Origin of the sequence: Pseudomonas frederiksbergensis (assembly GCF_003732705.1) — a bacterium.
GTDB lineage: Bacteria > Pseudomonadota > Gammaproteobacteria > Pseudomonadales > Pseudomonadaceae > Aquipseudomonas > Aquipseudomonas frederiksbergensis_F.
In genome coordinates this window covers 84,763-109,993 of record NZ_MOBR01000015.1, presented here as the reverse complement: position 1 = coordinate 109,993, position 25,231 = coordinate 84,763, and the positions used below count along the sequence as shown (strand labels likewise).

Annotated in this window: 19 protein-coding genes and 1 pseudogene; 5 read left to right on the top strand and 15 right to left on the bottom strand. The window is 61.2% G+C overall.

Annotated elements, in window-relative coordinates; genetic code table 11:
- Positions 1–96: 96 nt before the first annotated feature.
- Positions 97–2,451, bottom strand: coding sequence for a tetratricopeptide repeat protein (locus BK667_RS16475; RefSeq protein ID WP_123598270.1), 2,355 nt, complete (start codon positions 2,449–2,451; stop codon positions 97–99).
- A 206-nt stretch (positions 2,452–2,657) separates the two neighbouring features.
- Here BK667_RS16475 and BK667_RS16470 point away from each other — a divergent pair, with 206 nt between their 5' ends.
- A complete protein-coding gene (locus BK667_RS16470) occupies positions 2,658–3,329 on the top strand; it encodes a DUF3313 domain-containing protein (RefSeq protein WP_123598269.1) in 672 nt (223 codons plus the stop codon).
- Positions 3,330–3,492: 163 nt separating this feature from the next.
- On the opposite strand, the gene BK667_RS16465 is transcribed toward BK667_RS16470, so the two are convergent.
- The 14 genes from BK667_RS16465 to BK667_RS16400 all read right to left on the bottom strand — a co-directional run bounded on the left by BK667_RS16465 (position 3,493) and on the right by BK667_RS16400 (position 19,603).
- Positions 3,493–6,006 (bottom strand): fused MFS/spermidine synthase, encoded by a 2,514-nt coding sequence (locus tag BK667_RS16465; protein ID WP_123598268.1) that lies wholly within the window; start codon positions 6,004–6,006, stop codon positions 3,493–3,495.
- 178 nt (positions 6,007–6,184) lie between these two features.
- Positions 6,185–7,774 carry an arylsulfatase gene (locus tag BK667_RS16460; protein ID WP_123598267.1) on the bottom strand — a complete coding sequence of 530 codons (1,590 nt, stop codon included), beginning with the start codon at positions 7,772–7,774 and terminating at the stop codon, positions 6,185–6,187.
- 74 nt (positions 7,775–7,848) lie between these two features.
- Positions 7,849–8,871 (bottom strand): HAD family hydrolase, encoded by a 1,023-nt coding sequence (locus BK667_RS16455; protein WP_123598266.1) that lies wholly within the window; start codon positions 8,869–8,871, stop codon positions 7,849–7,851.
- Positions 8,868–10,286 (bottom strand): BatD family protein, encoded by a 1,419-nt coding sequence (locus tag BK667_RS16450; RefSeq protein ID WP_123598265.1) that lies wholly within the window; start codon positions 10,284–10,286, stop codon positions 8,868–8,870. Before BK667_RS16450 ends, BK667_RS16455 begins: the two co-directional genes overlap by 4 nt.
- Positions 10,283–11,851: a VWA domain-containing protein gene (locus tag BK667_RS16445; RefSeq protein WP_123598264.1), complete on the bottom strand. Its 1,569-nt coding sequence runs from the start codon at positions 11,849–11,851 to the stop codon at positions 10,283–10,285. The genes BK667_RS16450 and BK667_RS16445 overlap by 4 nt, the downstream gene beginning before the upstream one ends.
- Before the next feature lies 1 nt (position 11,852).
- Positions 11,853–12,845, bottom strand: coding sequence for a vWA domain-containing protein (locus BK667_RS16440; RefSeq protein ID WP_123598263.1), 993 nt, complete (start codon positions 12,843–12,845; stop codon positions 11,853–11,855).
- Entirely contained in the window at positions 12,832–13,407 is a 576-nt protein-coding gene (locus tag BK667_RS16435; protein WP_123598262.1) for a DUF4381 domain-containing protein, read from the bottom strand. Before BK667_RS16435 ends, BK667_RS16440 begins: the two co-directional genes overlap by 14 nt.
- Complete coding sequence (locus BK667_RS16430) at positions 13,404–14,339, bottom strand: DUF58 domain-containing protein (RefSeq protein WP_123598261.1); 936 nt, start codon at positions 14,337–14,339, stop codon at positions 13,404–13,406. The genes BK667_RS16435 and BK667_RS16430 overlap by 4 nt, the downstream gene beginning before the upstream one ends.
- Entirely contained in the window at positions 14,336–15,316 is a 981-nt protein-coding gene (locus tag BK667_RS16425) for an AAA family ATPase (protein ID WP_123598260.1), read from the bottom strand. The genes BK667_RS16430 and BK667_RS16425 overlap by 4 nt, the downstream gene beginning before the upstream one ends.
- 75 nt (positions 15,317–15,391) lie before the next feature.
- The gene (locus tag BK667_RS16420; RefSeq protein ID WP_123598259.1) at positions 15,392–16,291 is read right to left on the bottom strand and encodes a transporter; all 900 of its coding nucleotides are present in this window, start codon (positions 16,289–16,291) and stop codon (positions 15,392–15,394) included.
- 39 nt (positions 16,292–16,330) lie between these two features.
- Entirely contained in the window at positions 16,331–17,737 is a 1,407-nt protein-coding gene (locus tag BK667_RS16415; RefSeq protein WP_123514966.1) for a DUF1254 domain-containing protein, read from the bottom strand.
- A 12-nt stretch (positions 17,738–17,749) separates the two neighbouring features.
- The gene (locus BK667_RS33280; protein ID WP_185058225.1) at positions 17,750–17,974 is read right to left on the bottom strand and encodes a hypothetical protein; all 225 of its coding nucleotides are present in this window, start codon (positions 17,972–17,974) and stop codon (positions 17,750–17,752) included.
- A gap of 10 nt (positions 17,975–17,984) precedes the next feature.
- The gene (locus tag BK667_RS16405) at positions 17,985–18,776 is read right to left on the bottom strand and encodes a hypothetical protein (protein ID WP_123514968.1); all 792 of its coding nucleotides are present in this window, start codon (positions 18,774–18,776) and stop codon (positions 17,985–17,987) included.
- A gap of 401 nt (positions 18,777–19,177) precedes the next feature.
- Complete coding sequence (locus BK667_RS16400; protein ID WP_123509665.1) at positions 19,178–19,603, bottom strand: YciI family protein; 426 nt, start codon at positions 19,601–19,603, stop codon at positions 19,178–19,180.
- A 106-nt stretch (positions 19,604–19,709) separates the two neighbouring features.
- Between BK667_RS16400 and BK667_RS33580 the strand changes: the two are divergent.
- The 4 genes and pseudogenes from BK667_RS33580 to BK667_RS16380 form a co-directional block, all read left to right on the top strand.
- Positions 19,710–19,799 (top strand): annotated as a pseudogene (locus BK667_RS33580) (polyketide cyclase); the annotation flags it as partial.
- Positions 19,800–20,047: 248 nt separating this feature from the next.
- Positions 20,048–20,548, top strand: coding sequence for a thiol peroxidase (tpx, locus tag BK667_RS16390; protein ID WP_008030203.1), 501 nt, complete (start codon positions 20,048–20,050; stop codon positions 20,546–20,548).
- 176 nt (positions 20,549–20,724) lie between these two features.
- Positions 20,725–22,035 carry an MdtA/MuxA family multidrug efflux RND transporter periplasmic adaptor subunit gene (locus BK667_RS16385; RefSeq protein WP_123509663.1) on the top strand — a complete coding sequence of 437 codons (1,311 nt, stop codon included), beginning with the start codon at positions 20,725–20,727 and terminating at the stop codon, positions 22,033–22,035.
- The gene (locus BK667_RS16380; RefSeq protein WP_123598258.1) at positions 22,032–25,127 is read left to right on the top strand and encodes an MdtB/MuxB family multidrug efflux RND transporter permease subunit; all 3,096 of its coding nucleotides are present in this window, start codon (positions 22,032–22,034) and stop codon (positions 25,125–25,127) included. The genes BK667_RS16385 and BK667_RS16380 overlap by 4 nt, the downstream gene beginning before the upstream one ends.
- Positions 25,128–25,231 lie beyond the last annotated feature (104 nt).

The following is a 25,231-nucleotide window of genomic DNA, read 5'->3' as shown; positions in this document are numbered from 1 at the left end:
GCTCCTACAGGTCCGGGTCGTACGCATTAATTGTGTCCGACCACAATCCTGTAGGAGCGAGGCTTGCCCGCGAAGAAGCCCTCAGATCAGCCCCAATCATTTCAACGCCGGATCCCCCATGTTCATTTTCTTCCAACCCTGCAACAACACCTGGGCCTTCGTCTCCTGCCCGTTCTCCAGGTAGTACTGGATCAGCGACAACCGCGCATTACGATTCGCCGGTTGCACTTTCAATAGCCTTTCCAGTTCAAGGCACGCCTCATCCACCTTGCCGCTGTCATGCAACGCCACCGCCAGCACATACCCGTACTGCGCACTCTGGGGTTCGAGCGTGGCGGCTTTGCGCAGCAAGGGCATGGCTTGCGCGGTTTTTCCGGTCCGAATCAGCGACAGGCCCTGGGTATGCAGCAATAGCGCCGCGTCCGGGTGATCCTTGACGCTCTGTTCCAGCAGCGCTTGCGCCTCCTGAGCGCGGCCACTGGCCTCCAACCATTGCACCAACGTCACCAGCGCCGGGTAGAAGTCAGGGTCACGCTTGAGCGCGGTACGCAGCAGTGGCTCGACTTCCGCCGTGCGACCGCTGGCCTGATAGAGCATCGCCAGGTTGAGGTTGGCTTCGGCCCGTTCCGCCAGGCTTTTCTGCACATCCTCGTACTCGGCGATGGCCGCGTTCCAATTGGCCTGGGCGCTGCCAAAACCGTTGTGGGCCACGCTCAGCAGATCCCGGGCGGCGACGATCCGCACGGCTTTCACCGAGTCCCCGAGCAACGGCATCAGCAGCGGCGCGCGCTCCGCTGGCGGCAGGAATGCACTGATCGCCCGCACCGCGCTTTCGCGCACTTGTGGCGCCGGGTTGCTCAGGTCCTGGGTCGCCAGTTTCAGCGCTTGCTCGCTCGGGTACAGCGGCAGTTCGGCCAGCAGGGTCGCTCGTTGAATCGCCGGCAGGTTGCTGCGCTGCAACTGCTCGTACAAGGCGTGTGCCGCGCCCGGTTGACCATTGCGGATCAGCCACAGGCTTTCGTCGTAACGGGGCGCCTGAAGCGCGGTAGCAGTGTTCCAGAGCTTGAACTGCTCGGTGACCTTGTCCCCGGCCTTGCCCTGGTGACAGGTCAAACAGGCGTCCGGCGTGCCGAGCCTCGAAGCCCTCTCAGGGTTGGGAATGCTGAAGCTGTGGTCATGCCGGAAATCGTTGCCCATGTAGAACTTGCCCGGCATGTGGCAATCGACGCATTGCGAACCCGGCTGGCCCAGGGTGTGGCGGGTGTGTTCGATGGAATCGTAGTTCTTCGCTTGCAGGCCCTTGCCATCGACGCCTGCCACCGCCGTCTTGCCAGCGGTGTTGTGGCATTGCAGGCACACGCCATTGCCCGGGGCCTTGAGTTCGGTGCTGTGGGGGTTGTGGCAATTGCTGCAACGCACACCCTTGTCGAACATTTTGCTCTGGGCGAAAGAGCCGTGTTCGAACACTTCGTCCTTGATCTTGCCGTCCAGTGCATACAGTTCACGGGTGAGGGGGCTGGGCAGATAGTCGTCCATCATGCGCTTGCCAACGGTATAGCCATCGCCCAACGGTGCGCGGCGCGAATGGCAGCGGGCGCAGGTTTCCAGTTCGACGGTGGCGTTCTTGTCCTTGAGATCGACGGCAAAACCGGCGTGGATCAAGTCACCTTTTTTCGCCGTCCATTCCAGATGATTGGACGCTGGCCCGTGGCACGCCTGGCAGCCGACGCCGAGGCTGTTCCAGTGACTTTCAAAGCTGTTTTTCGCCGCATCGAAATTACGCTTGTAGCCCGTGGTGTGGCATTCGACGCACATGAAATTGGCATTCTGGCTCGGCTTGCTCCAGTGCAGCGGGTTCTTGAAGTTCACGCCCTGGCCCGGATACAGATGAAACCAGCGCTGCTTCTCGGTATCCCAGGCCACGCCCAGGGCTTGCAACCGACCTTCGCCGACCTCGATCAGGTATTGCTGCAGCGGCGCGATGCCGAAGGTGTAGGCGACCTTGAAATCTGCATTCTTGCCGTCGATCCCCGGCGTGTGGACCCAGAAGTCCTCACCCTTGCGCGAGAACACCGTGGTCTCTTTTTCGGCCTTGAACGTGACGTTGTTGAAGTCCCCGAGCATCGTCTCGGCGGTGGCCGGTTGCATCGCCAATTGATGATGGGAACCTTGCCAATCTTTGACTTGCTCGGTGTGGCAACCCTGGCATTGCTGCTCATCGACCATCGTTGCCGGTGCCGCGTTCACCATCGGTTTGGCCGGTTGAGCGATGGGCGTGCTGACGGGGGCAGGCTTCACAGACACCGGCGCGCTGCTACTGAACAGAAACCCGCCAATCGCCGCCACGGCCAGCAGCAATACACCGATGGTGACGGGAAACAGGTAGCGGTTAATCAGGGTCGGTTGCGCATCAGGGTTTAGGTTTACACCTTTATTTTTATGCTTCGGCATTGCGACTTCCGTAGTCCGAGTGCGTTGGCCGTTCAGGGCGCGCTTTGAAGCTCGATGCAGCTTTGCCGGATGGCAAGCGTCTGTCAAATAGGCGTTGTGCGCTGAGCCACCGGCTTGGATGAACCTTCGATGATGATGACGGCAAAATATGGATATTTGGCTATAACTACCTAGGCGCGTTTTCGACCTCTTACAGGAGTTACAGCATGAAGCTTGCGTTAATGATGAGCACTCTGTGCATCGCCTCGATCGGGGTGGTCGGCTGCTCCAGTAAAGTGGTCGAACCTGACCAGTATTCCGGGTTCCTCAAGGACTACAGCCAGCTCAAGGAAGCCAAGTCGCCGTCGGGCGCCGAAGTGATGCGCTGGATGGACCCCAAACTCAAGATCGATAAGTTCACCAGCGTCTACATCGAGCCGACCCAGCTCTATCCCAAGCCGCAACCGACCGTGAAAATCCCCCAGGCCACGCTTAACGGCATCACCGGTTACTACGACCAGGCGCTCAAGCGCGAACTGGGTAAATCCCTGCCATTGGCCACCGGTCCCGGGCCTGGTGTGATCGTGGTGCGTGCGGCCATTACTGCGGTCAGCAGCAAGACCGAAGGCCTCAAGCCTTATGAAGTGATCCCGATTGCGTTGGTGGCGGCGGCGGTCAGCACGGCCAGCGGGGTTCGTGATCAGGAAACCACGTTGGCGACGGAGGCGGTGTTTCTCGATGGCGGCAACAACAGCGTAGTGGCCCAAGTGGTGCGCAAAGGCACGGGCAAGCCGCTGGAAAATGATACTCAGGTGATGAAGGCCGATGACGTCAAAAGCGTGATCGATGGCTGGGCTTCGGATTTGCATCAGTCGTATCTGAAACTCAAGTCCAAGTAGCCCCCACCGATCGTTCCCACGCTCTGCGTGGGAATGTCTCAAGGGACGCTCCGCGTTCCAATGGGACGCAGAGCGTCCCGGGCTGCATTCCCACGCAGAGCGTGGGAACGATCAACCTGTAGGAGCGAGGCTTGCCCGCGATGGCGGGCTCACAAGCGCCACATCACTGCCCGACAAACCACCGGTAATACGGATTCCCCCCATCCCCACGCATCACCTCGCCAATATCCCGCGCCCAGGCATCCCGGTCCCCGTCATAGGCATGCAAACTCGCCCGATAAAACTGCATCAAGCGCTGGCGATGGGCGTTCATTCGCTCATTGAATCCCGCATCGGCATTCACCAGGGGTGGCGCGACATGCAAGTCCAGCAGCGCGGGTAATACGCGGCTGATTTCCTTGGCGCGTACCCACGGCGCGTACTCGATTCGCGGCTGATCGTCGGTCACCGGTTGTGCGTCCGCAGCAAAACGTTCAAGTCCTGCGCGATCAGTCACCCAGGTCGCAAGCAACGCCGCAGCCGAGCCAATCCCCACATCCTGCAAGGTGCTGCGAACGCTGTCCTGCTGGAAGCGTTGGGTGATTTTCGCCGCGTCCAGCTCAATCGGCTCCATCGAGCCCACCAGCAGCATTTCGTGGAACTCGCTGGTCCACAGGGTGGCGTAGGGGTAGACATCAAGGAAGCTGCGCACCAGCGAGCGCGAGTCGTCGATGTTCTGGGTCGGCAGCGGCAGCCATTGGGCGACCAGGCCATTTTTCTCCAGGCGACTGGCAGCTAATTGGTAGAAGTCCCGGGAATACAGATTCACCACCCCGGCGGCGGAGGGCGGTGGTGGTTCGAGGGTGATCAGGTCGTACGTCTGCGGGTTGCGCAGCAGTTCCTGGCGGCCATCGCGCAAGCGCACATCGACGCCCGGATCGCTGGCGGCATTGAAGTTGCCCTTGAACAGCGGCGCGGCTTTAACCACCGACGGCAGCAACTCGGCGACCACCCGGTGCTCCAGCCCCGGATAACGGGTCAGGGCGCCAGCGGTGATGCCGGTGCCGAAACCGATCACCAGCGCCGAGCGCGGTTCGCCGTTGTGGATCAGCAGCGGCAACAGCGCCTGGATGCGCATGTAGCGCAGGGACGGCATGGCGTCGCCGGTATTGGAGACGCCCTGGATGTACAAGCGCTGAAAGGCCTTCTCACCTTTGCCCTGGGTGACCACCGCCACGGTGCCGCCGCGTCCTTCTTCGTAGAAGGCCAGGGTCGCGTTGCGGGCGCCGGGAAGCAGGCTCGCGAGTTTGTTGACCGGGGTGAATATCGCCAATGCCACGGACAACAAACCAATCGCCACCACGCCCTGGCGCCGACCTTTCTTCACATGGTGACCTTTGCGCACCGCGAAATAACCGATCCCGGCGGCGACCATCGCCAGCAAACCGAGGGTCCGCACCAAGCCCAGCAACGGGATCAGCACGAAGCCGCAGAGCATCACCCCGACAATCCCGCCAAGGGTGTTGAACGCCACCACCGCGCCGACGTCCTGGCCAATGCGCTGGCGGCCAACGCTCAAGCGCAAGGCCAAGGGAAACGCCGCGCCCAGCAGCAGGGTCGGCACAAACACAATGCTCAGCGCCGCCACCGCAAACCGCGTGCTCATTCCCAGCAGTTCGCTGGCGCCCAACGACAACACCCAGGCTTCGGCCACGCTTTGAGCGACGATCAGCCAGCGGCCGAGCAGGGCGATTTCCAACAGGGCGATTAACCCGGCACCGGCAATCAGCAACCCGAACATGCCCCAGGGATCGCGAATGCGCTCGACCCGACGGGCCAGCAGCGCGCTACCGAAAAACAGCCCGGTGAGGTACGTCGCCAGCACCACGGCAAACGCGTAGGTGCGGGTACTCATGAACTGCACGATGGATTGCGACCAAACCACTTCGTAACCCAGGGCCACGCCGCCAGCGATGGAATACAGCCACAACGCCAGGCGATCCGGGGCTTTATCCGCGTGATGCTTCGCGGGTGCTGCGAGCGGTGTCGAACGGTGACGCTGAAACCACAGCGCACCGGCAGCGGCCAGCAGGTTCAGCATTGCCGCCGCCAGAGCACTGCCGCGCACGCCGAGGGTTGCGATCAGCACAAACGCGGCGAGCAGGGTGCCGGCGATGGCCCCGGCGGTGTTGGCGGCATACAACTGGCCGCCGGCCTTGCCCAATTGCTGCGGATCGGCGGCCAACGAGCGCACTAACACCGGCAACGTGCCGCCCATCAGCAACGCTGGAAGGCCCACCAGCGCAAACGGCAACACCCAGGCCAGCAGACCGACATGCTGATCCAGCCAGGCGAAGGGACTGGCGGCCAGGCTCATGGCAAACGTCGCGCCGACACCAATCACGGCCACCAACACTTCCAGCCCGGCATACAGCAACACCGGCTGCTGCAAACGATCCGCCCAGCGCCCGAACAACAAGCCACCCAAGGCCAGCCCGGCGAAAAACGCGCTGATGCCGGTGGTGATGGCATAGACCTCAACGCCGACTACCAGTGACAGTTGCTTGATCCAGAGCACCTGATACACCAGCGCGGCGGCGCCGGAGACGAACAGCAGCAGGGCAGGGATCAACAGCGCCGGGGCGGCTGTGTGAGGTGTGGGTATGGCCGACGACTTGCTGGCGACGCGTGAGGACATTGCGGGGTGCCTTGTGCATGATCGTTCCCACGCTCTGCGTGGGAATGCCTCTAGGGACGCTCTGCGTTCCATTGGGACGCGGAGCGACCCGGGCTGCATTCCTTTGCTGCGCGTGGGAACGATCAGATTCAAAAAAATAAGGCCGCCCGCCGATGAAGGCGAGCGGCGGTCCAGCGTCTTACTGTGCAGCCGGTGCCGCTTTCATTTTTTCTGCGATTTTGGCATCTACCGCAGCACGGATCTGGTCAATGCTGAAGCTCGCCGGTCTCTGGCTCGGTGGATACTCGATGAACGTCTGCAAGAACTCCGCAGATTTGGTCACCGCAACGCCAGCCAGGTAAACGTTTTTAGTGTTCCAGTCGTAGAACTGATCCGACACCACGTCGGCCCGTTCATACGGGTCCATCCGCAGGTTGAGGATTTTCGGTACTCGCAGGCACACGAACGGTTCGCTCCAGACCCTGAACCCACCCGGTTGGCGCTGCTCACAGAACACCACTTTCCAATTGTCGAAGCGCATGGAAACCAGCACCCCGTCATCGTTGAAGTAGTAGAACTCCTTGCGCTCGCCTTTAGGCTGTTGGCCGGTCAGGTACGGCAGTTGGTTATAGCCGTCGAGGTGCACTTTGAAGTTGGTGCCGCCAGCGGTCGGTGCCCAGCCTTTGAGCAGTTTGTCTTTGACCTGGGCGTCGCCAGCCGCCGCGAGCAGCGTCGGGAACCAGTCCATGCCCGAGAACATCTCGTTGGAGACTTCGCCGGCCTTGACCTTGCCCGGCCAACGAATAATCGCCGGCACGCGATAAGCGCCTTCCCAGTTGGAGTTTTTCTCGTTACGGAACGGCGTAGTCGCCGCGTCCGGCCAGGAGAACTGGTTCGGCCCGTTGTCGGTGGTGTAGACGACAATGGTGTTGTCGGCGATTTTCAGGTCGTCGAGGGTTTTCAGCAGTTTGCCGACGTCACCGTCGTGCTCAAGCATGCCGTCCGCGTATTCGTTGCCGGGCATGCCGCTCTGGCCCTTCATCGAATCACGCACGTGGGTGAACACGTGCATGCGCGTGGTGTTCATCCAGACGAAGAACGGTTTGTCCGCCTTGGCCTGTTTCTCGATGAACGCCTGCGCGGCCGCCGTGGTTTCGTCGTCGATGGTTTCCATGCGCTTGGTGGTCAGCGCGCCGGTGTCCTCGATCTTGCCGTCGGCGAAGCTGTGGATCACCCCGCGCGGGGTGTTCGACTTGACGAACTCAGGGTCATCCTTGGGCCAGTACGGGCGCTCCGGTTCTTCTTCGGCGTTGAGGTGGTACAGGTTGCCGAAGAACTCGTCGAAACCATGGTTGGTCGGCAGGTATTCATCCCGGTCGCCCAAGTGGTTCTTGCCGAACTGGCCGGTGTTATAGCCGAGGCCTTTCAGCGCCTGGGCGATGGTGATGTCGCGTTTTTGCAGGCCCACCGGGGCACCCGGAATGCCGACTTTCGACAGGCCGGTACGCAGTGGCGTCTGGCCGGTGATGAAGGATGACCGTCCTGCGGTGCAACTGTTCTCCGCGTAGTAGTCGGTGAACATCATGCCTTCCTTGGCAATCCGGTCGATGTTCGGAGTTTTGTACCCGACCACGCCCATGGAATAGGCGCTGATGTTGGTCTGGCCGATGTCGTCGCCGAAGATCACGAGAATGTTGGGTTTTTCAGCGGCCCCGGCAGTCGCCGAAATCGCCATGACCGAGGCTGCCACCAGGGCAAGTTTCGGTAGCCACTTGCGTATGCGAGTCATCTGACTTGCTCCTTTTGCTCACTTGCGTCGCCTCAAGCGACAAACGTTTGATTCAGTCCTTCGTCACGCTTTTGTTATTGCACTTGCTCGGCTGTGGCGGCCTCGAACGGGTAGACCCGGCGCCATTCGGCAGCCATGTCCACGATAGTCCAGCCACGGGATTTTGCTTCGTCGAGGGCCTTGTCGAGCTTGCCCACCGGGGATTGGCGGTCGTAGGCCCATTCGCGTTTGGCGTCGGTGTGATGCACCAGGCCCATGAAGCGCTTGCCGGTTCCGGCGGCGGTCCACTGCAGCATTTGCAGGTCGCCGTCGGAGTTGCCGAATGCGAGGATCGGGCGGCGGCCAATCGCCGCGTCGATGCTTTCCGGTTTGCCCGGGCCGTCATCGTTGTGCGCCAGTTTGGCGGTGCGCAGGATCGATGGCTGTCCGTCCTTGAGCTGGAACGCGGTGACGAATGTGGTGCCGATCACTTGCTCCGGCGGGATGCCATAGACCTGCTCGGCGAAGGCGCGCATGAACGCGGTGTCGCCACCGGAAACGATGTAGGTCTTGAATTGCTGGCTGCGCAGGTAGTCGAGCATTTCCAGCATCGGCTGGAAGATCATCTCGGTGTAGGGCTTGCCGGTTTTCGGATGTTTGGCCTGGCTCAGCCAGGTCTTGGCGTCGTCATCGAAGGCTGCGGTGGTCATGCCGGTGTGGGTGGCGCCGAAGATTTTCAGAATCCCATCCATACCGGCAGCGGCCAAGGCTTTGTGATCGTTTTCCAGCACGGCTTTGAAGGGCTGGGTGGTTGTCCATTCCGGGTGCTGCGGCGCGGTGCGCTTGACCTCGTCGAAGGCGAACAGCAACTCGAAATACGCCGGTTGTTCGCTCCACAAGGTGCCATCGTTGTCGAACACGGCGATGCGTTCGGCGGGTTTGACGAAGTCCTTGCTGCTTTGATCGGTGACGGCCTGGACGAATTCGATGATGCTGTTTTTCGCCGGGCCGTCGTTCCACGAAGGCAGCGGCTCGTTGGCCTGCACCAGTAGCGGCAGGGCCAGGGTCAGCAGCAGGATCAGCCCGTAGCGGTGGCGGATCAACAGCGGGTTCGTCATGGGAATTCCTTCTCGTGGACGGGGTTGAGTGGCCGTAACGCGGGAGGCGCCGGGGCCCGGTGATGCTGAGCCTGACTATGCAGAGTAGCCAAGGATTGCTTGAGCTGGCGCAGGGCCTGATCTTCGGTCGGTTGGCGGCCGTAACAGGCGCGCAACAGGGTTTGCAGGCGTGGCCCGAGGTGGGTCAGCTTCAGGCCCTGGTGGCTGCGCCGGAGCCACAGGTATAACGCGCTCAATTGCGCGGGTTTGCCGTCGATTTGTGCCGGGATTTGCTGCCAGGCGTAGTCGGCCGATTGCAGCCATGCGGCGTGTTTTGCCTGGCGCCGAGCTTGCCAGCGCAGTCTTGATTGCTGGATCAACGGGCGTGCGAAGTAGCCGAGCAGCGCCACGATCAACAGCAGCGCGATAAGCCCCAGCCAATGCCCTGAGAGGTGCACGCGGCTTTGTTGGCCGAGTTTCTTCAGGTCTTCTGTGATGGAGAACACCGGGCGATAAGCGCTGTTGGCCGTCGCTGCAAACGTAATGGCTGGCACTTGGGCGGTGCGGGTCTGTTGGCTGCTGGCATCCCACCATTTCACCTCGATGGCGGGTAGGGTGTGGTTGCCTTCGGTGTCGATCCGGTAAGTCACGGTGTCGATGCGCTGGCCACCGTTGAAGTTGCCGCGACCGTCGTCCAGGGAAGTGACCTGCGGGGCTTTCGGGTAACGGCTCAGACCCGTGACGTCGGCCAATGTCGGTACCGGCAGCGACATCGCCAGGGCACCGTCGGCTTGCAGGGTCAGTTGCCGGGTGAGGCTGTCGCCGACCTTCAACGGTGTTGCCGAGTTGAAAACCTGTTGGGTGAAACGCAGACCGCTGGCCACCAACACCGCTTCGCCGGCCTGGAACCCCGGCGGTTGGGCGGCGCTAAAGTGCAGCGGCTGGCTCTGGGCGCTCAGTTCCGCGCTGGCTTGCGCAGGCGTGGCGCGTACGGTCAGCGCCGGTATGTCGAAACCCTGGGCCAGGTTCGGGGCGATCAGGTAGCTGTAGCGCATGCCGCTGAAAGATTTGCCGTCGAGGGTCTGGTTCAGGTGCTGCGCGTGGCCGTTGGGGGGCATGACCAGAGCGCCGTTGAGCTTGAGGTCGGGCAGGGTTGGGGCGTCGGTGAACCAGGTGTCGGTGAGGATGTCGAGTTGGAGTTCGATGAGGCTGCCGACCATGATTGAATCGGTGGGTTGCAGGCGGGACTGGATCTGGAGTTCGGCGGCCAGGGTGTGGGTGCTGATCAGGCAGAGGAGCAGGGTGCAGAGTTTTTTGGTGACTGGGCGGGCCTCATCGCGAGCAAGCTCGCTCCCACAGGGGATTTGTGGTGTGCGCAGATCCAGTGTGGGAGCGAGCTTGCTCGCGATGGCCGCGACTCGGTTTCGAAGGGTCATGGCTGATCCTGCAAACTGAACTTCTGCCTCAAGAACTTCGCCGGCGATGTCGTCAGGTTCTGCAACCAAAGCTCATCCGACGCTGCCTGTTCGGTCTGCACCGCTTTGCTCTGGCCCTTGCCCGGGGCCTTGTCCATTTTGATGTCGTCCGGCTTGGTCTCCGGCGCGTTCTGCTCGGCGCTGTCGGTGTCTTTCTGCAAGGCAACGGCCAGCGCCAGGTTGGCCGTGGCTTCCGGGAATTGCGCCTGCAATTTCAACGCCTGGGTGTACGCCGCAATCGCCTGATCGAACTTGAAACGCTTCACATAAATGTTGCCCAGATAGAAATACGCTTGAGGCGTTTGCATCCGCGCAAAACTCGCCAGCGCCAGGTCGTAATCAGCGGCGTGATAGGCGGCGATGCCTTTCCAGTACGGGTCGACGAATAGCGCCGCTGCCTGGGGCAGATGCTCATGCTCGAAGGCCCAGCGACCTTGCTGGTCCTTGGTAAAAAACGCATCGGTCAGGGCATTGGCTTCGGCGGTGGTCGGTTGCAAACCGATGCCCAGCGCCAGCAGCAAACCGGCCATCCAGTTCAGGCTCCAACCCTTGCGCACGCTGAAAAAAGCGATCAGCAGTAATGGCCAGCACAGCCAATAACCGGCGTCTTTCCAGTGCAGTTCCCGTTGTTCGTCACTGGCGCTCTGGAAATGCTGCCGGGCGTGCAGCTCAACCCAGTCCAGATCATCGTTATTCAGCGTCAGGCTGCCCAATGGCGCATCCAGCGCCGAGGCCAATTGCTTGAGTGCGGCTTGATCGAAACTGCCCAGAGTCGGGCGACCGTTGCTGTCGGTGCGCGGCTGGCCGCTGGCATCGTGGATGATGCCGCCGTCTTCATTGCCGACGGCGAGGATCAGCACTTGCAACGGGCTGTCATCCAGCAGCTTGTCGAGACCGCTCAGTTGCGCGGTGTCGGCGCCGTCGGTGATCAGCAACAACGTGCCCGGAGTTTTTTCGGCGGCCAGCAGGCGTTTGGCTTGCTCGATCACCGCGCCGACGTTTTTCCCGGACTTGACGATCAGGTCAGTGCTCAGCGCCTGGATAAAGGTGTCGAGCAACGCCGGATCGTCGGTGGGCGGCAATACCAGATGCGCGCTGCCGGCATAGGCAATCAAACCACTGCGAGCCCCGGCGCGGCGCTGGATCAGGTCGTGGAGTTTGTGTTTCGCCGCTTCGAGGCGACTCGGCGGCACGTCGCTGGCGTCCATGGACGGCGACAGGTCGATGGCGATGATCAGCGGCGCGCGGTTTTCCAGAAAGTCCGGGCGATCCTGTTCCCAGGTCGGACCCGCAGCGGCAAGAGCACCAAGGATCAACAGCGCGCACAGCAGATGCGCCGGGCGCAGACGCTGTTGATCTTGCGGCGTAATCAGCAAATGCGGCAGCAAATGCTCGGCGATATTGCCACGCAAACGTCGCTGCAAGTCGTGGCTACGGCGCCACAGCAGCGGCAGCAACACGCCGAACAGCGCCAGCAACAGCCACAACGGGCGCAGGAAATGGAAGTCGCTGAGATTGATCTCCATCTCAGGCCTCCTGCCGCTGACGGGCTATCGACAGGCGCGGACGCAGCAGGGCGCCCAGGTGATAAAGCGCCAGCAATGCAAGCGCAGCCCCCAGCGGCCACCAGAACAGATCGCGTTTGGGCTGATGGCTGAGGGTTTTCACCTGGTGCGGGGTGAGTTTGTCGAGGGTGCTGTAGACCTGATCCAGCGCCGTGCGGTCCTCGGCGCGGAAGAACTGGCCACCGGTGGCCTCGGCGATTTGCTGCAAGCCTTGCAGGTTGACCTTGGCTTCGCCTTCGGCCGTCGGGTCGCCGATGCCGATTGTGTGAATCACCACGCCTTTGGCCGCCGCCATGGCCGCCGCGTGGTCCGGGGTGATGGCGCTGCTGGTGTCGTTGCCGTCGGTGAGCAGGATCAGCACTTTTTCTTGTTCGTGGGCCTGATCCAGCAGTTTCAGGCTCAGGCCGATGGCATCGCCGATGGCGGTGTTGGGCCCGGCCATGCCAATCCCGGTGTCGTCCAGCAACAGCGACAGGCTGGCGTGATCGAGGGTCAGCGGCGCTTGCAGATAAGCGCCGCTGCCGAACACGATCAGGCCCAGTCGATCTTCTTTGCGCTTGTCGATAAAGCCATGGACCACCTCTTTGACGGCGGCCAGGCGATTGATCTTCTGGCCGTTGGCATCGGTGAAGTCGGTGGTTTCCATGGACTGGGAAATGTCGATGGCGAGCATCAAGTCACGCACCGGTTGCTGGCGCTCGATGGGTTTTTCCACGAAGACCGGGCGCGCCACGGCTACCAGCAACAACGTCCAGACCAGCAGATTCAACAGCAATTGCCAGCCATTGCGGCGGCTACCCGGCGCACTCGGCGCCTGGCCGACCACGCGGCTCATCGCGGCGAAAAACGGTACGCGCACCGCGCTGCGGGCCTCGCGGTAGGCGGGCAGGTAGCGGTAACCGAACCATGGCAACGGCAGCAGGAGTAACAGCCAGGGGTAATCAAGCTGCCACATGATGATGCTCCACCCAGAGTTTGCAGGTGGCGAACAGGTGTTGGCGGTGTTCGTTCGGTAGCGCCAGCAATGTCGCGTCGGGGGCATAGGCCAATTGGGCGAGGTGTTGACTGAAATCTGCGGGTAAAGGTTTCGGGCTATGCCGCTCCAAAAAGGCTTGCCACTCCTCACCAGACAGCGCACCAACCCCCTGTAGGAGCAAGGCTTGCCCGCGATGAAGGATGACGCGGTTTTTCAGGGGGACCGCGTAACGGCCTTCGCGGGCAAGCCTCGCTCCTACGGGATTGGGGATGGATAGGGCCACTCTCTTCAGTAGTTCAGGCAGTTCGCGCAACGCACTGAGGTCATCACTACGCCGCTGCAATTCCGCCAACCGCACCAACCCATCCCGCCGATACCGATCCCGCCGCCATTGCCAAACCTTGCGCGCACTCACCAGCAACACCGCCACCCCCAGCAATCCGAGCAACACCCACCAACCCCAGGTCTGCGGGGCGTAACTGACAGGTGCGGGCAATCCCAACTCCTTGAGTTGATCAATGCTCGGGATATTCGGATTCATCTGCGTCCGCCGCTGAGCTTGCCCAGTTCTGCGCGCAATTGTTCGTGGGCTGGTGTGGCGGTGCTGAACATCATCAGCGGCACCTGGCTGCGGCGCAGCAGGGTGGCGACATCCTTGAGCCGGCCACTCAGGAAATCCCCCAGCGGCTCATGCACCCGCCGCTGTTCCACCGCCAGTTCCACCTGCAATTGGCCTTGGGTCACCAGCAAGCGCCCGTTCTTCGGCAGGTTCAGTGCCAACGGGTCGTAAACCTGCATGGCGATCACATCGTTGTGAGCCGCCAGTTGCCGCATCAGTTTCAAGGTGCGTTCGCCGGCCCCGGCAAAGTCACTGACGATGCAGATCAAATGATCGTGACCAGCCACCGCGAGGCAATGCTGCAAGACTTTATCGAGCTGGTCTTCATCCTCAAAGTCGGGGTTGGCGGCGTTCAATTCCTGATTCTGCCGGGCGATGCGGCTGCACAGCGCTTCGATGCGTTTGCGACTGCGCAGCGGGGCGATGCTGTCGATGCGTTGATCGTTGAACACCAGACCACCGACCCGATCCCCCGCGTTGAACACCATCCACGCTGCCAACGTACCGAGCTCAGCGGCAATGGCGGATTTGAAGCTGCGTTGCGAGCCAAAGAACATTGACATGCGCTGATCCACCAGAATCAGTGCCGGGCGGTCGCGCTCTTCGGTAAACGTGCGCACCACCGGTTTGCCAGTGCGCAGGGACGCGCGCCAATCGAGGTGGCGCAAGTCGTCGCCCGGCTGATAGCGGCGCAGCTCATCGAAATTCAAGCCACGGCCACGCAGGCGCGAGGCGTGGTTGCCGGCGAGGATGCTGCCCTGGGGCTGGCGCGCGAGAGAACTCAGGTCACGGGCCTTGAACTCCAGCGCCATCAACTGCGCGAGAGAGACATAGACCAGCCCGTCCTCGTTCATGCAGGAATCGCCACTTTATCGAGCAAACGGTCGAGCACTTGATCCGCCGTCACGCCGTCAGCCACCGCGTCATAGCTCAATTGCAGGCGATGACGCAGCACCGGGTGCACCACCGCGCGCACGTTGTCCGGCGAGACGAAATCCTGCCCTTGCAGCCAAGCGTCGGCGCGGGCGCAACGGTCCAGGCCAATGCCGCCGCGAGGGCTGGCGCCGATGGCGATCCAGCGTCCGAGGTCGGCGTCGTAATCCGCCGGGTGGCGGGTGGCGTTGATCAGGTCGATCAGGTAGGTGTCGATGGCAGGGGACACATGAATGCCGCTGACCTCACGACGTGCCGCAAAGATCACCTCTTGCGACAGCGCAAAACCCGGCACCGCAGCGGTTTTGGCGCCCAGGGCAAACTCCTCTTCGCGCAGCAGTCGCAGCACTTGGCTTTCATTTTCTGCACTGGGGTAATCCAGCAGCACTTTCATCAGGAAACGGTCCATCTGCGCTTCCGGCAGCGGGTAAGTACCTTCCTGTTCAATCGGGTTTTGCGTCGCCACCACGATGAACAATTCGGGCAGCACATGGCTGTTGCCGGCCACGGTGATCTGCCGTTCTTCCATGGCTTCCAGCAAGGCCGCCTGAACCTTGGCCGGGGCGCGGTTGATCTCATCGGCGAGGATCAAATTGCCGAACAGCGGCCCGGGCTGGAAGCGGATTTCATGCTGGCCTTCGACCTGGTGCAGCACCTCGGCGCCGGTGATGTCTGACGGCAGCAGGTCCGGGGTGAACTGGATGCGACTCATCTTCGCGTCCAGGTGCTTGGCCAAGGCCTTGACCGTGCGGGTCTTGGCCAGGCCGGGCAGGCTTTCCAGGAGCAAATGGCCGTTGGCTAAGAGACCCAGGAGAATCTGGCGGATCACCTGATCCTGGCCGAGCACGGCTTCGGCGATGCTGGCTTGCAGGGCGTTCAAATCAGTGAGTGCGGTCATGGCTGTCCCTCGCTCAAAACATAAAGGTCGGAATGACCGGAATGAATGACAAACGGAAATTCCAATGGCGCTCGGTTACCAGGCGTATTGCAGGCGCAAGGTCCAGGTGTTCACGTCCGGCGAGCCGGTGCGCTCCGACACCGTGTCCGAGTAAGCGAGCATCCCGCCGAACTGCGGCGACAACATGAAGCCGAGGCTGGCGCCGAACAGGCCGTTTTCCTGTTTGTTGTCCTGCCAGTCGCCATTGATTTTGGTTTCGCCGCCGCGGTTATAGGTGGCGTCCAACGAGGCCCATAACGCGCGGTTGATGGTGTAGCTGTAGTGGGTTTCGATGGCGTAAAGCGGTTTTTGCTCGAGCTTGCCGTCGCCGTGGTAGTCGTTGTTGTCGCCGTACATCGACACGTAGGTGTTGAACTCCAACCAGGTCGGGCCGATGGGCGTGCCGAAGGCGATTTCCGGTTTGAACGCCCAGCGGTTGGAACCGATGTTGATGATCCGGTCCTTGTCGTAATCCCCGGTGGGCGCGGTGATCCACAAGGCGCCGGTGAGAAAGGTTTCCGGGGTCCAGTTGGCGAACTCTTCCTTGGTCAGCGCCGGGCCGCCGAACAGGTTGTGCACCAGCACGAACTGGGTGTCAGCCATGCCGCCGTTGTGCTTGGTGCCATCGAAGAACTGCGCGTTATCGAACGACGCGGAGATGTCGGCGTAGGGTTGCAGGATCTGGATCGCGCTGTTGCGCCCGTCCACCGCGAACGAGCGGGCGTAACGGGCGATGTACAGGTCGGCGTTCAAGGACAGGCCATCAATCGGCAGCGCGGTGTCGATCGGCGTGTTGGTGTCGATGCGGTTGTAATAGCCGAACACCATGTTCAGGTCGGTCGGCAGGTTCTGCCAGTCCCGGGCGTTATCCGCCTGCGCCAGCAACGGTGTCGCGGCCAGCGTCAGTGCCGTCATCCTTGATTTTTTCAAACGCATTTTTCTACTCCTGCAATAGTCGGTATGACGGCTGATGAGTTACTGACCGATGGGCGTCAGCAACGGAATCTGCCATTGGCCGCTGACCATTTCCGGTTTCGGCAGATACACCCGCAGCACGGCATAGAACGGGCCGTGGGGCGCGGGCAGCCAGTTGCTTTTGTTGCCGTCCACCGGTTCCGAATGCTGCACGTACAGGGTCAAGCCGCCGTCGGCGTCACGCTTGAGTTTGGGCAACATCCGCGAGTTGATCAGGTAGCGTTTCATGTGATTGGCCACCAGCAACTTGGTCTTGCCGTCGTACATCGTCAGCGACCAGAAGGCGTCGGCCGGCGGCAGTTCGTCCTTGTTGAAATGCAGGGTGTAGCTGTGGCGCGCACCGTTGACCGGTTTGCCCTGGTTGTCGACGAAGTAGCCGATGTAGTTCGCCTCTTCGGCGGAGTTGCCGAAGATCCCCATGTTGGCGCCGGCGTAGCGGTACAGGTAGTTGCCGTTCAGGTGCTCGCGGGTGCCGAAGAAGTCGCCGCTGGTGACTTGGTGGGTGTCAACCTTGTCCTTCTTGAACTGAGCGAATTCGGCTTTGGCGTCGCTGATGCCATCCTCCAGGGCCTTGCGTTGTTCGGCGGTGAGGCTGGTGAGTTTGAACGGCTGCCCGCCGACGATGCCGATTTTGGCGAAGCGTGCCAGCAGGTCTTTTTCCGCGTCCTGGGGCGGGGCGAAACCGAGCATGAAACTCAGGTAGCGAAACAGGTCCGGGGTGTCGCTCATGTCAGCGGTGGGCTTGGGCCAATCGACCTTCGGCGCGGCAGCGGGCGCCGGTTGCTTGAGGTATTGGCTCAGGGTCTGAACCTTGTAGGCGTTCTGGATCAGCTTGACCTTGGCCAGGTCGGTATTGTTGAACAGCTGCGTGCGATACAACGCGTAGGCGATGTTGCTTTCGCTGCGCACCAGACGATCAATGTTCACCGGTTGCTGGCCTTGCCAGTCCGGGCCGGCGACCATGAACGTGCCGCCCTTGTTGCCAGTGCTACGGGTGCCGAGGTAGGCGAAGTTCTGGGTGTAGAGGTCGATCAGTTGCACCGAGTAGTAACGGTTTTCCGCGATGGGTGGCAGGGTCAGCACCACCGGTTCGGCGCGCAGGTCCATCCACACGAAGGAGTAGGGCGTGTCGGAATTCGGCGTGACAAACGCGGTGTCAGCCGGGGTGAAGACCTTGGCGGTGTTGCCGATCTTGTTGAATGGCGCCTTGAAATTTGCCCCGGCCTTGTCCACGGCTTGGGTGTAGAGGGTTTTGTACATCTCCACTACCGGGAAGCCGTACAGGTAGGCCTCCTTGGCAATGCCCCGGGCTTCTTCCGGAGTGGCGCTGAAGTCGGCCCAGGCGCTGCAACTCAGCAGGAGCGAGAGGCTGGCGAGGATCAGGCGTGGGGCTTTTTCAAAACGCATGGGGTGTCCTTTTTAATGGTTACTGCGCAAACCCTGTGGGAGCGGGCTTGCTCGCGAAGGCGTCGGCACTTTCACCGCAGATGTCGTCTGATACACCGCTTTCGCGAGCAGGCTCGCTCCCACAGGTTGTTCAGTGATGGCAGGCTGCGTGTCGATTTCCTGGGCCTGGACGCCGACGCCGCAACTGACGAACGTCGCCATGATGCTGAAACCAGCGGCTCGAAGTGCAATGTGCATATCAATCTCCTTACTTGCCGAACGTGACGTTGATCCCGGCGAACAGCGTGAATTGCGGCAGGCCATCGCCTTTGCGTTCCACGGTCCATTGGGGCTCTACGAAGGCGTTGAAAATGTTGGTCCCGGATTTCCAGACCTTGCCGCCACCGAAACCGATGGGGATGTAATGGGTGTCGTTCTTCAGGTCGAAGGTCCAGGTACCGGTGGAGCGCAGGTACCAGCCTTTGGCCAGGTTATGAATGATGAACGGCTGCATCGTCGCGGTTTCGACGTGGGCGCGATCGTGGTCGCCGGCGAACGAACTCTGATACTGCACCAGCGCGCCCAACAGGCCCCGGGGGGAAGAGTCGATGGCGACAGCAGCCAGGCCGGCCTGCCATTTGCCGGTGCCCAATTCGTCCTGCTCGGCGGTGGGCGCGGTGATCTGAGGGCCGATGCCCAACTGCACGCCGTCGGTCTTGAGCAGGAAAATATCGAACAGGTTCAGGTCACCGATGCCGGTGCTATAGCCGTTGTGCGGGTCGGGTCGGGTGCTGATCGGCAGGGTCGCGCGCAACAACTGCGGGACGCCGATGAAATCGTTGGGCGCCACCGGCAAGGTGCCGCGCAGCAACGCGTCATTGGTGTGGACGTTGGTATCAAAGAGTTTGGGCGTGTAGTAATCCTGCAGATTCGCGCCCGGCGCGAGGTTCAGCGGGTTGTTACTTTTGTTGGCTTCCTCGGCATTATCGGCGTGAGCACAAAAGGCAGACGCCAGGAGTGCCGCCAACAAAAAGGCGTGCTTTCCCTGAGTTTTCGACATGATTCCCCGGTTCCTTGGTGGCTCAGTGGACGAACTCAGCCATATTTTTGGCCGTTACTGCGTAGTCTTTTTCCTAATCAAGCCTGTAGGACACGTCTTCTGACGCTAGCAGCTAACCGCGAGTTATCCAGTCGAAAGGGTTAACTCTTTGGTTTTATGCGCGGATTTGGGTTTTTTCTGTGTACTAAAAAGTTAATAAGAATCAACGGGTTGGTGACGGGGTGTGAGGGAGTTTGTGAGGTTTTACTAACTGTGTCGGGCACAAATGCCATGCCCACTGAAGATTCCCTGTGGGAGCGAGCCTGCTCGCGAAAGCGTCAGTCCAGCCACTCGATGTGGTGACTGACACTGCGCTTTCGCGAGCAGGCTCGCTCCCACAATGGATTGTCTATCCAGGGCTTTCAGTTCTTTTTCGCCTGCTCCCGCACCCGATCTTCCTGTTCCCGCAACTGCGGCGTGAACTCGGCACCGAAATCCTCTGCCGCGAACACCTGACGAATCTCGATCTCGGCCTCGGTCCCCGGCATCGGGTTCGGGCAGCGCTTGACCCATTCGATGGCTTCTTCTTTCGACTTCACGTCCCACAACCAATACCCGGCGATCAATTCCTTGGTTTCGGCAAACGGCCCGTCGATCACCGTGCGTTTTTCGCCCGAAAACCGCACGCGGGCACCTTTGCTGCTGGGTTGCAGGCCATCGCACGACAGGAGAATGCCGGCCTTGGCCAGTTCCTCGTTGTAATTGCCCATCGCGGTCAGCAGTTCCTCGGTAGGCATGACACCAGCCTCGGAATCCGCGCTGGCTTTGACAATGATCATGAATTGCATGGTGTTATCTCCGCTGGAGGTGAGTGATTCACTGATTAGTCGAATAGGCATTTGCTGAATCGACAGTGCGGCTGAAAAAAAAGCCGCCTTGTTAGCGTAGGAGCTGCTGGCTGCCTTTCGTCATGAACACCGGGTGGCGGCGGGAGAGGGCGGTACGCTATATACCGACCGGGTGACCTACGCGGCCGTTGCTGGCCTGAACACAGACCTGTAGGAGCGAGGCTTGCCCGCGAAGAACGATGATGCGGTCTGCCTGATACACCGCAGTGTGGCCTTCGCGGGCAAGCCTCGCGCCTACAGGGTTTTTGTGTCGCGTGTAAGAGTTGTATCCAATTTGTGCGCTGGCACATCACAATTTGTATCCGGGCATAGGTCGGCGGACCATTTCGTGGTTAACTTCGGCCTCTTCAGATTTCCAACAACACCATCAGAAGGACTCCGTTCATGGCTCAAGTCACTCTTAAAGGCAACCCGGTTCAAGTCAACGGCCAACTGCCACAAGCCGGTTCCAAGGCGCCAGCCTTTTCCCTGGTTGCCGGCAATCTGTCGGACGTGACCCTGGCGAGCTTCGCCGGCAAGCGCAAAGTGCTGAATATCTTCCCAAGCGTCGACACCCCGACCTGCGCGACTTCGGTTCGCAAGTTCAACGCTCAGGCCAATGACGTCGCCAACACTGTCGTGCTGTGCATCTCCGCTGACCTGCCATTCGCTCAAGCCCGTTTCTGCGGCGCCGAAGGCCTGGAAAACGTGCAGAACCTGTCGACCCTGCGTGGCGCCGAGTTCATTGAAAACTACGGCGTGGCCATTGCTGACGGCCCGCTCAAAGGCCTGACCGCCCGTGCTGTCGTCGTGCTGGATGAAAATGACAACGTGCTGCACAGCGAATTGGTAAAAGAAATCGCAGAAGAGCCTAACTACGAAGCGGCGCTCGCCGTTCTTAAGTAAGCGCTTTTACAATTGTTAACGGCCTGGCACTCGCTAGGCCGTTTTCATTTGTGGTTCAGTGTTTTAGACAAACATCCTGTTACGTAAGCCGAAGGTAAATTGCCGGTAAAGCCGCTTTGCTTAATGCGCGCCAGTGCTTATCGTTCAGCCTCCCGTAGAAGAAGCCCACGCGCCCAATGGTTGATCATTCAATGCAATCCTCCTCCCGTAGTCCCCGTCGCTGGCTGTTCGGCCTGCTTGTCCTGTTGGTCGTCGCTGCGGTGTGCTGGAAATTCTGGCCGGCCGGTACTGACCATAAAACGGGCGAAAAGCCGAAAGCCGTCGCCGGGCATACGGGCAAGTCCGGGGGCATGCGTCCGGGCTTTGGTGGCGCGACCGGGCCGATCCCGGTGCGGGTGGCCCCGGCGGTCAAGGGGGACTTCCCGCTGTATTACAAGGCGCTGGGCACGGTCACGGCGCTGAACACCATCAATGTGCGCAGCCGGGTGGCGGGTGAGTTGATGAAGATTGCCTTCGAGGAAGGGCAGATGGTCAAGGCCGGGGACTTGTTGGCCGAGATCGACCCGCGCCCTTACCAGAACGCCTTGCTCCAGGCCGAAGGCACCTTGCTGCAAAACCAGGCACAACTGAAAAACGCCCAGGTCGATGTCGAGCGCTATCGCGGTCTGTTTAAAGAAGACAGCATCGCCAAACAGACCCTCGACACCGCCGAAGCGCTGGTCGGCCAATACCTGGGCACGGTAAAGACCAACCAGGCGGCGGTCAACGACGCCAAGCTCAATCTCGAATTCACCAAAATCCGCGCACCGATCACCGGGCGTGTCGGCCTGCGCCAGCTCGACGTCGGCAACCTCGTCGCGGCCAATGACACCACGGCCCTGGCGATCATCACCCAGACTCAGCCGATCAGCGTCGTCTTCACCTTGCCGGAAAACAGCCTCGACACCGTGCTCGCCCGTTACCACACCGGCGCCAAGTTGCCAGTTGAAGCCTGGGATCGTGGCGATATGAAAATCCAGGCCAGCGGCGTGTTGCAGAGCCTGGACAACCAGATCGACGTCACCACCGGCACCCTGAAATTCAAGGCGCGCTACGATAACCGCGATCAGGCGTTGTTCCCCAACCAGTTCGTCAACGTGCACCTGCTGGCCGACACCCTCAAAGACGTAGTGCTCGCGCCCTCGGCGGCGATTCAGTTCGGCACCAACGGCACCTTCGTCTATGCCATGGACGGGGACAACAAGGTCAAGATTCGTCAACTGAAAGTCGGCGCCAGTGACGGCGACAACACCGTGATCACTGAAGGTCTGGCCGTGGGTGATCGCGTGGTTCTGGAAGGCACCGACCGCCTCAAGGAAGGCAGCGAAGTGGAAGTGGTCAACGACAGCCAGGACGTGCCGACCACGCCGACCGAACACCTGCAAGGCAAATCCGCGGCGAAAACCACTGAAGCGACCGCCAACGACAAGGTGAAGAAGGGCGCATGAACATCTCGCGGCTGTTCATCCTTCGCCCGGTCGCCACGACCCTGAGCATGCTGGCCATTATCCTGGCCGGCATCATCGCCTACCGGTTGCTGCCGGTGTCGGCATTGCCTCAGGTCGATTACCCGACCATCCGCGTCATGACGCTCTATCCCGGCGCCAGCCCGGACGTGATGACCAGTGCGGTGACCGCGCCCCTTGAGCGCCAGTTCGGGCAAATGCCCGGCCTGACGCAAATGGCGTCCACCAGTTCGGGCGGTGCCTCGGTGCTGACCTTGCGTTTCAGCCTCGACATCAACATGGACGTCGCCGAGCAACAGGTACAAGCCGCGATCAACGCCGCGACCAATTTGCTGCCCAAGGATCTGCCGGCGCCGCCGGTGTACAACAAGGTCAACCCGGCGGACACCCCGGTGCTGACCCTGGCCATCACCTCCAAGACCATGCTGCTGCCCAAACTCAATGATTTGGTCGATACCCGCATGGCGCAGAAAATTGCCCAGATCAGCGGCGTCGGTATGGTCAGCATCGCCGGCGGCCAGCGTCAGGCGGTGCGGATCAAGGTCAATCCGGAAGCCCTGGCGGCCAATGGTTTGAACCTGTCCGACGTGCGCACCCTGATCGGTGCGTCCAACGTCAACCAGCCCAAGGGTAACTTCGACGGCCCGACCCGGGTGTCGATGCTCGATGCCAACGACCAACTGACGTCGCCCAAGGACTACGCCAACCTGATCCTCGCCTACGCCAACGGCGCGCCGTTGCGGCTCAAGGACGTGGCGCAAATCGTCGACGGTGCCGAGAACGAACGACTGGCGGCGTGGGCCAATGAAAACCAGGCGGTGTTGCTGAACATCCAGCGTCAGCCCGGTGCCAACGTCATCGAAGTGGTGGACCGGATCAAGGCCTTGTTGCCGAGCATCACCGACAACCTGCCGGCCGGCCTTGAAGTGACCGTCCTGACCGACCGCACCCAGACCATCCGCGCCTCGGTCACCGACGTGCAACACGAACTGCTGATCGCCATCGCCCTGGTGGTGATGGTGACGTTCCTGTTCTTGCGCCGGGCCAGTGCGACCATCATTCCATCGGTCGCGGTGCCGTTGTCGCTGATCGGCACGTTCGGCGTGATGTACCTCGCGGGGTTCTCGGTCAATAACCTGACCTTGATGGCCCTGACCATCGCCACCGGTTTCGTGGTGGACGATGCCATCGTGATGCTGGAGAACATTTCCCGGTTTATCGAAGAAGGCGACACGCCGCTGAACGCCGCGCTCAAGGGCGCCAAACAAATCGGCTTCACCCTGATTTCCCTGACCCTGTCGTTGATCGCGGTGCTGATTCCGCTGCTGTTCATGGCCGACGTGGTGGGGCGGCTGTTCCGTGAATTCGCCATCACCCTGGCGGTGGCGATCCTGATTTCCCTGGTGGTGTCCCTGACCCTGACGCCGATGATGTGCGCGCGGCTGCTCAAGCGTGAACCCAAGGAGGAAGAACAGGGCCGTTTCTACCGGGCCAGCGGCGCGACCATCGACTGGATGATCGCCGCTTACGGGCGCAAGTTGCAGTGGGTGCTCAAGCATCAGCCGCTGACCTTGCTGGTGGCCATCGCGACTCTCGGGTTGACGGTGTTTCTTTATATGGTGGTGCCCAAGGGCTTCTTCCCGGTGCAGGACACCGGGGTCATCCAGGGCATTTCCGAGGCGCCGCAGTCGATTTCCTTTGCGGCGATGAGCGAGCGTCAGCAGGAACTGGCCAAAGTGATCCTGGCTGATCCGGCAGTAGAGAGTCTGTCGTCCTACATCGGCGTTGACGGCGACAACTCGACGCTCAACAGCGGACGCATGCTGATCAACCTCAAGCCCCACAGTGCGAGGGACCTCAGCGCGACCAAGATCATTGCGCGCCTGCAACCGGAAGTGGACAAACTGGTGGGCATTCGCCTGTTTATGCAGCCGGTGCAGGACCTGACCATCGAAGACCGGGTCAGCCGCACCCAGTACCAATTCAGCATGTCGTCCCCGGACTCGGAGCTGCTGAGCCTGTGGAGCGGGCGTCTGGTGGAAGCCCTGGCCCAACGGCCGGAACTGACCGACGTCGCCAGCGATTTGCAGGACAAGGGTTTGCAGGTGTACCTGGTGATCGACCGCGATGCGGCGTCACGGGTCGGGGTGTCGGTGTCGAACATCACCGATGCGCTGTACGACGCTTTCGGCCAGCGGCAGATTTCCACGATTTACACCCAGGCCAGCCAGTATCGCGTGGTGCTGCAATCCCAGTCCGGCGAGAAAATCGGCCCGGATGCGCTGAACCAGATTCACGTCAAGACCACCGATGGCGGTCAGGTGCGCCTGTCCAGTCTGGCCCATGTCGAGCAACGGCAGACGCAATTGGCGATCACCCACATCGGCCAGTTCCCGGCGGTGATGATGTCGTTCAACCTGGCGCCCGGCGTGGCGCTGGGGCATGCGGTTGAAGTCATCGATCAAGTGCAGAAAGACATCGGCATGCCGATTGGCGTGCAGACCCAGTTCCAGGGCGCGGCCGAAGCGTTCCAGGCGTCGTTGTCGAGCACCTTGCTGCTGATCCTCGCGGCGGTGGTGACCATGTACATCGTGCTCGGCGTGCTCTACGAGAGTTACATTCACCCGATCACCATCCTGTCGACCTTGCCCTCGGCGGCGGTCGGCGCCTTGCTGGCGCTGCTGCTGACCGGCAATGACCTGGGGATGATCGCGATCATCGGCATCATTTTGCTGATCGGCATCGTGAAAAAGAACGCGATCATGATGATCGACTTCGCCCTCGACGCCGAGCGCAATCAGGGCATGGCGCCGGAACAGGCGATCTATCAAGCGGCGCTGCTGCGCTTCCGGCCGATTTTGATGACGACACTGGCCGCATTGTTCGGCGCGGTGCCGTTGATGCTGGCCACCGGGTCGGGCGCGGAGTTGCGTCAACCGCTGGGTCTGGTGATGGTCGGTGGGTTGCTGGTGAGTCAGGTGTTGACCTTGTTCACCACGCCCGTGATTTACCTGTATTTCGATCGGTTGGGGCGCCGCTTTGGCAAGACTGATTCGAAAGAGGTCGCGGTATGACGGCTTGGAATGGCACATCTGTACCTGCAAGGCGCGCCCCTTGTGGGAGCGAGCTTGCTCGCGATAGCGGTGTGTCGGTGAGCATCGATGTTGCCTGTGCCGGC

What these genes read in the sequence shown, in the direction of transcription:
- BK667_RS16455 (WP_123598266.1), bottom strand. Translation starts at nt 8,871, where the DNA reads ATGACGAACCCGCTGTTGATCCGCCACCGCTACGGGCTGATCCTGCTG.
- tpx (WP_008030203.1), top strand. Translation starts at nt 20,048, where the DNA reads ATGGCTCAAGTCACTCTTAAAGGCAACCCGGTTCAAGTCAACGGCCAA.
- BK667_RS16385 (WP_123509663.1), top strand. Translation starts at nt 20,725, where the DNA reads ATGGTTGATCATTCAATGCAATCCTCCTCCCGTAGTCCCCGTCGCTGG.
- BK667_RS16425 (WP_123598260.1), bottom strand. Translation starts at nt 15,316, where the DNA reads ATGACCGCACTCACTGATTTGAACGCCCTGCAAGCCAGCATCGCCGAA.
- BK667_RS16435 (WP_123598262.1), bottom strand. Translation starts at nt 13,407, where the DNA reads ATGAATCCGAATATCCCGAGCATTGATCAACTCAAGGAGTTGGGATTG.
- BK667_RS16380 (WP_123598258.1), top strand. Translation starts at nt 22,032, where the DNA reads ATGAACATCTCGCGGCTGTTCATCCTTCGCCCGGTCGCCACGACCCTG.
- BK667_RS16420 (WP_123598259.1), bottom strand. Translation starts at nt 16,291, where the DNA reads ATGCGTTTGAAAAAATCAAGGATGACGGCACTGACGCTGGCCGCGACA.
- BK667_RS16440 (WP_123598263.1), bottom strand. Translation starts at nt 12,845, where the DNA reads ATGTGGCAGCTTGATTACCCCTGGCTGTTACTCCTGCTGCCGTTGCCA.
- BK667_RS16405 (WP_123514968.1), bottom strand. Translation starts at nt 18,776, where the DNA reads ATGTCGAAAACTCAGGGAAAGCACGCCTTTTTGTTGGCGGCACTCCTG.
- BK667_RS16470 (WP_123598269.1), top strand. Translation starts at nt 2,658, where the DNA reads ATGAAGCTTGCGTTAATGATGAGCACTCTGTGCATCGCCTCGATCGGG.
- BK667_RS16430 (WP_123598261.1), bottom strand. Translation starts at nt 14,339, where the DNA reads ATGAACGAGGACGGGCTGGTCTATGTCTCTCTCGCGCAGTTGATGGCG.
- BK667_RS16475 (WP_123598270.1), bottom strand. Translation starts at nt 2,451, where the DNA reads ATGCCGAAGCATAAAAATAAAGGTGTAAACCTAAACCCTGATGCGCAA.
- BK667_RS33280 (WP_185058225.1), bottom strand. Translation starts at nt 17,974, where the DNA reads ATGCACATTGCACTTCGAGCCGCTGGTTTCAGCATCATGGCGACGTTC.
- BK667_RS16400 (WP_123509665.1), bottom strand. Translation starts at nt 19,603, where the DNA reads ATGCAATTCATGATCATTGTCAAAGCCAGCGCGGATTCCGAGGCTGGT.
- BK667_RS16465 (WP_123598268.1), bottom strand. Translation starts at nt 6,006, where the DNA reads ATGTCCTCACGCGTCGCCAGCAAGTCGTCGGCCATACCCACACCTCAC.
- BK667_RS16460 (WP_123598267.1), bottom strand. Translation starts at nt 7,774, where the DNA reads ATGACTCGCATACGCAAGTGGCTACCGAAACTTGCCCTGGTGGCAGCC.
- BK667_RS16415 (WP_123514966.1), bottom strand. Translation starts at nt 17,737, where the DNA reads ATGCGTTTTGAAAAAGCCCCACGCCTGATCCTCGCCAGCCTCTCGCTC.
- BK667_RS16445 (WP_123598264.1), bottom strand. Translation starts at nt 11,851, where the DNA reads ATGGAGATCAATCTCAGCGACTTCCATTTCCTGCGCCCGTTGTGGCTG.
- BK667_RS16450 (WP_123598265.1), bottom strand. Translation starts at nt 10,286, where the DNA reads ATGACCCTTCGAAACCGAGTCGCGGCCATCGCGAGCAAGCTCGCTCCC.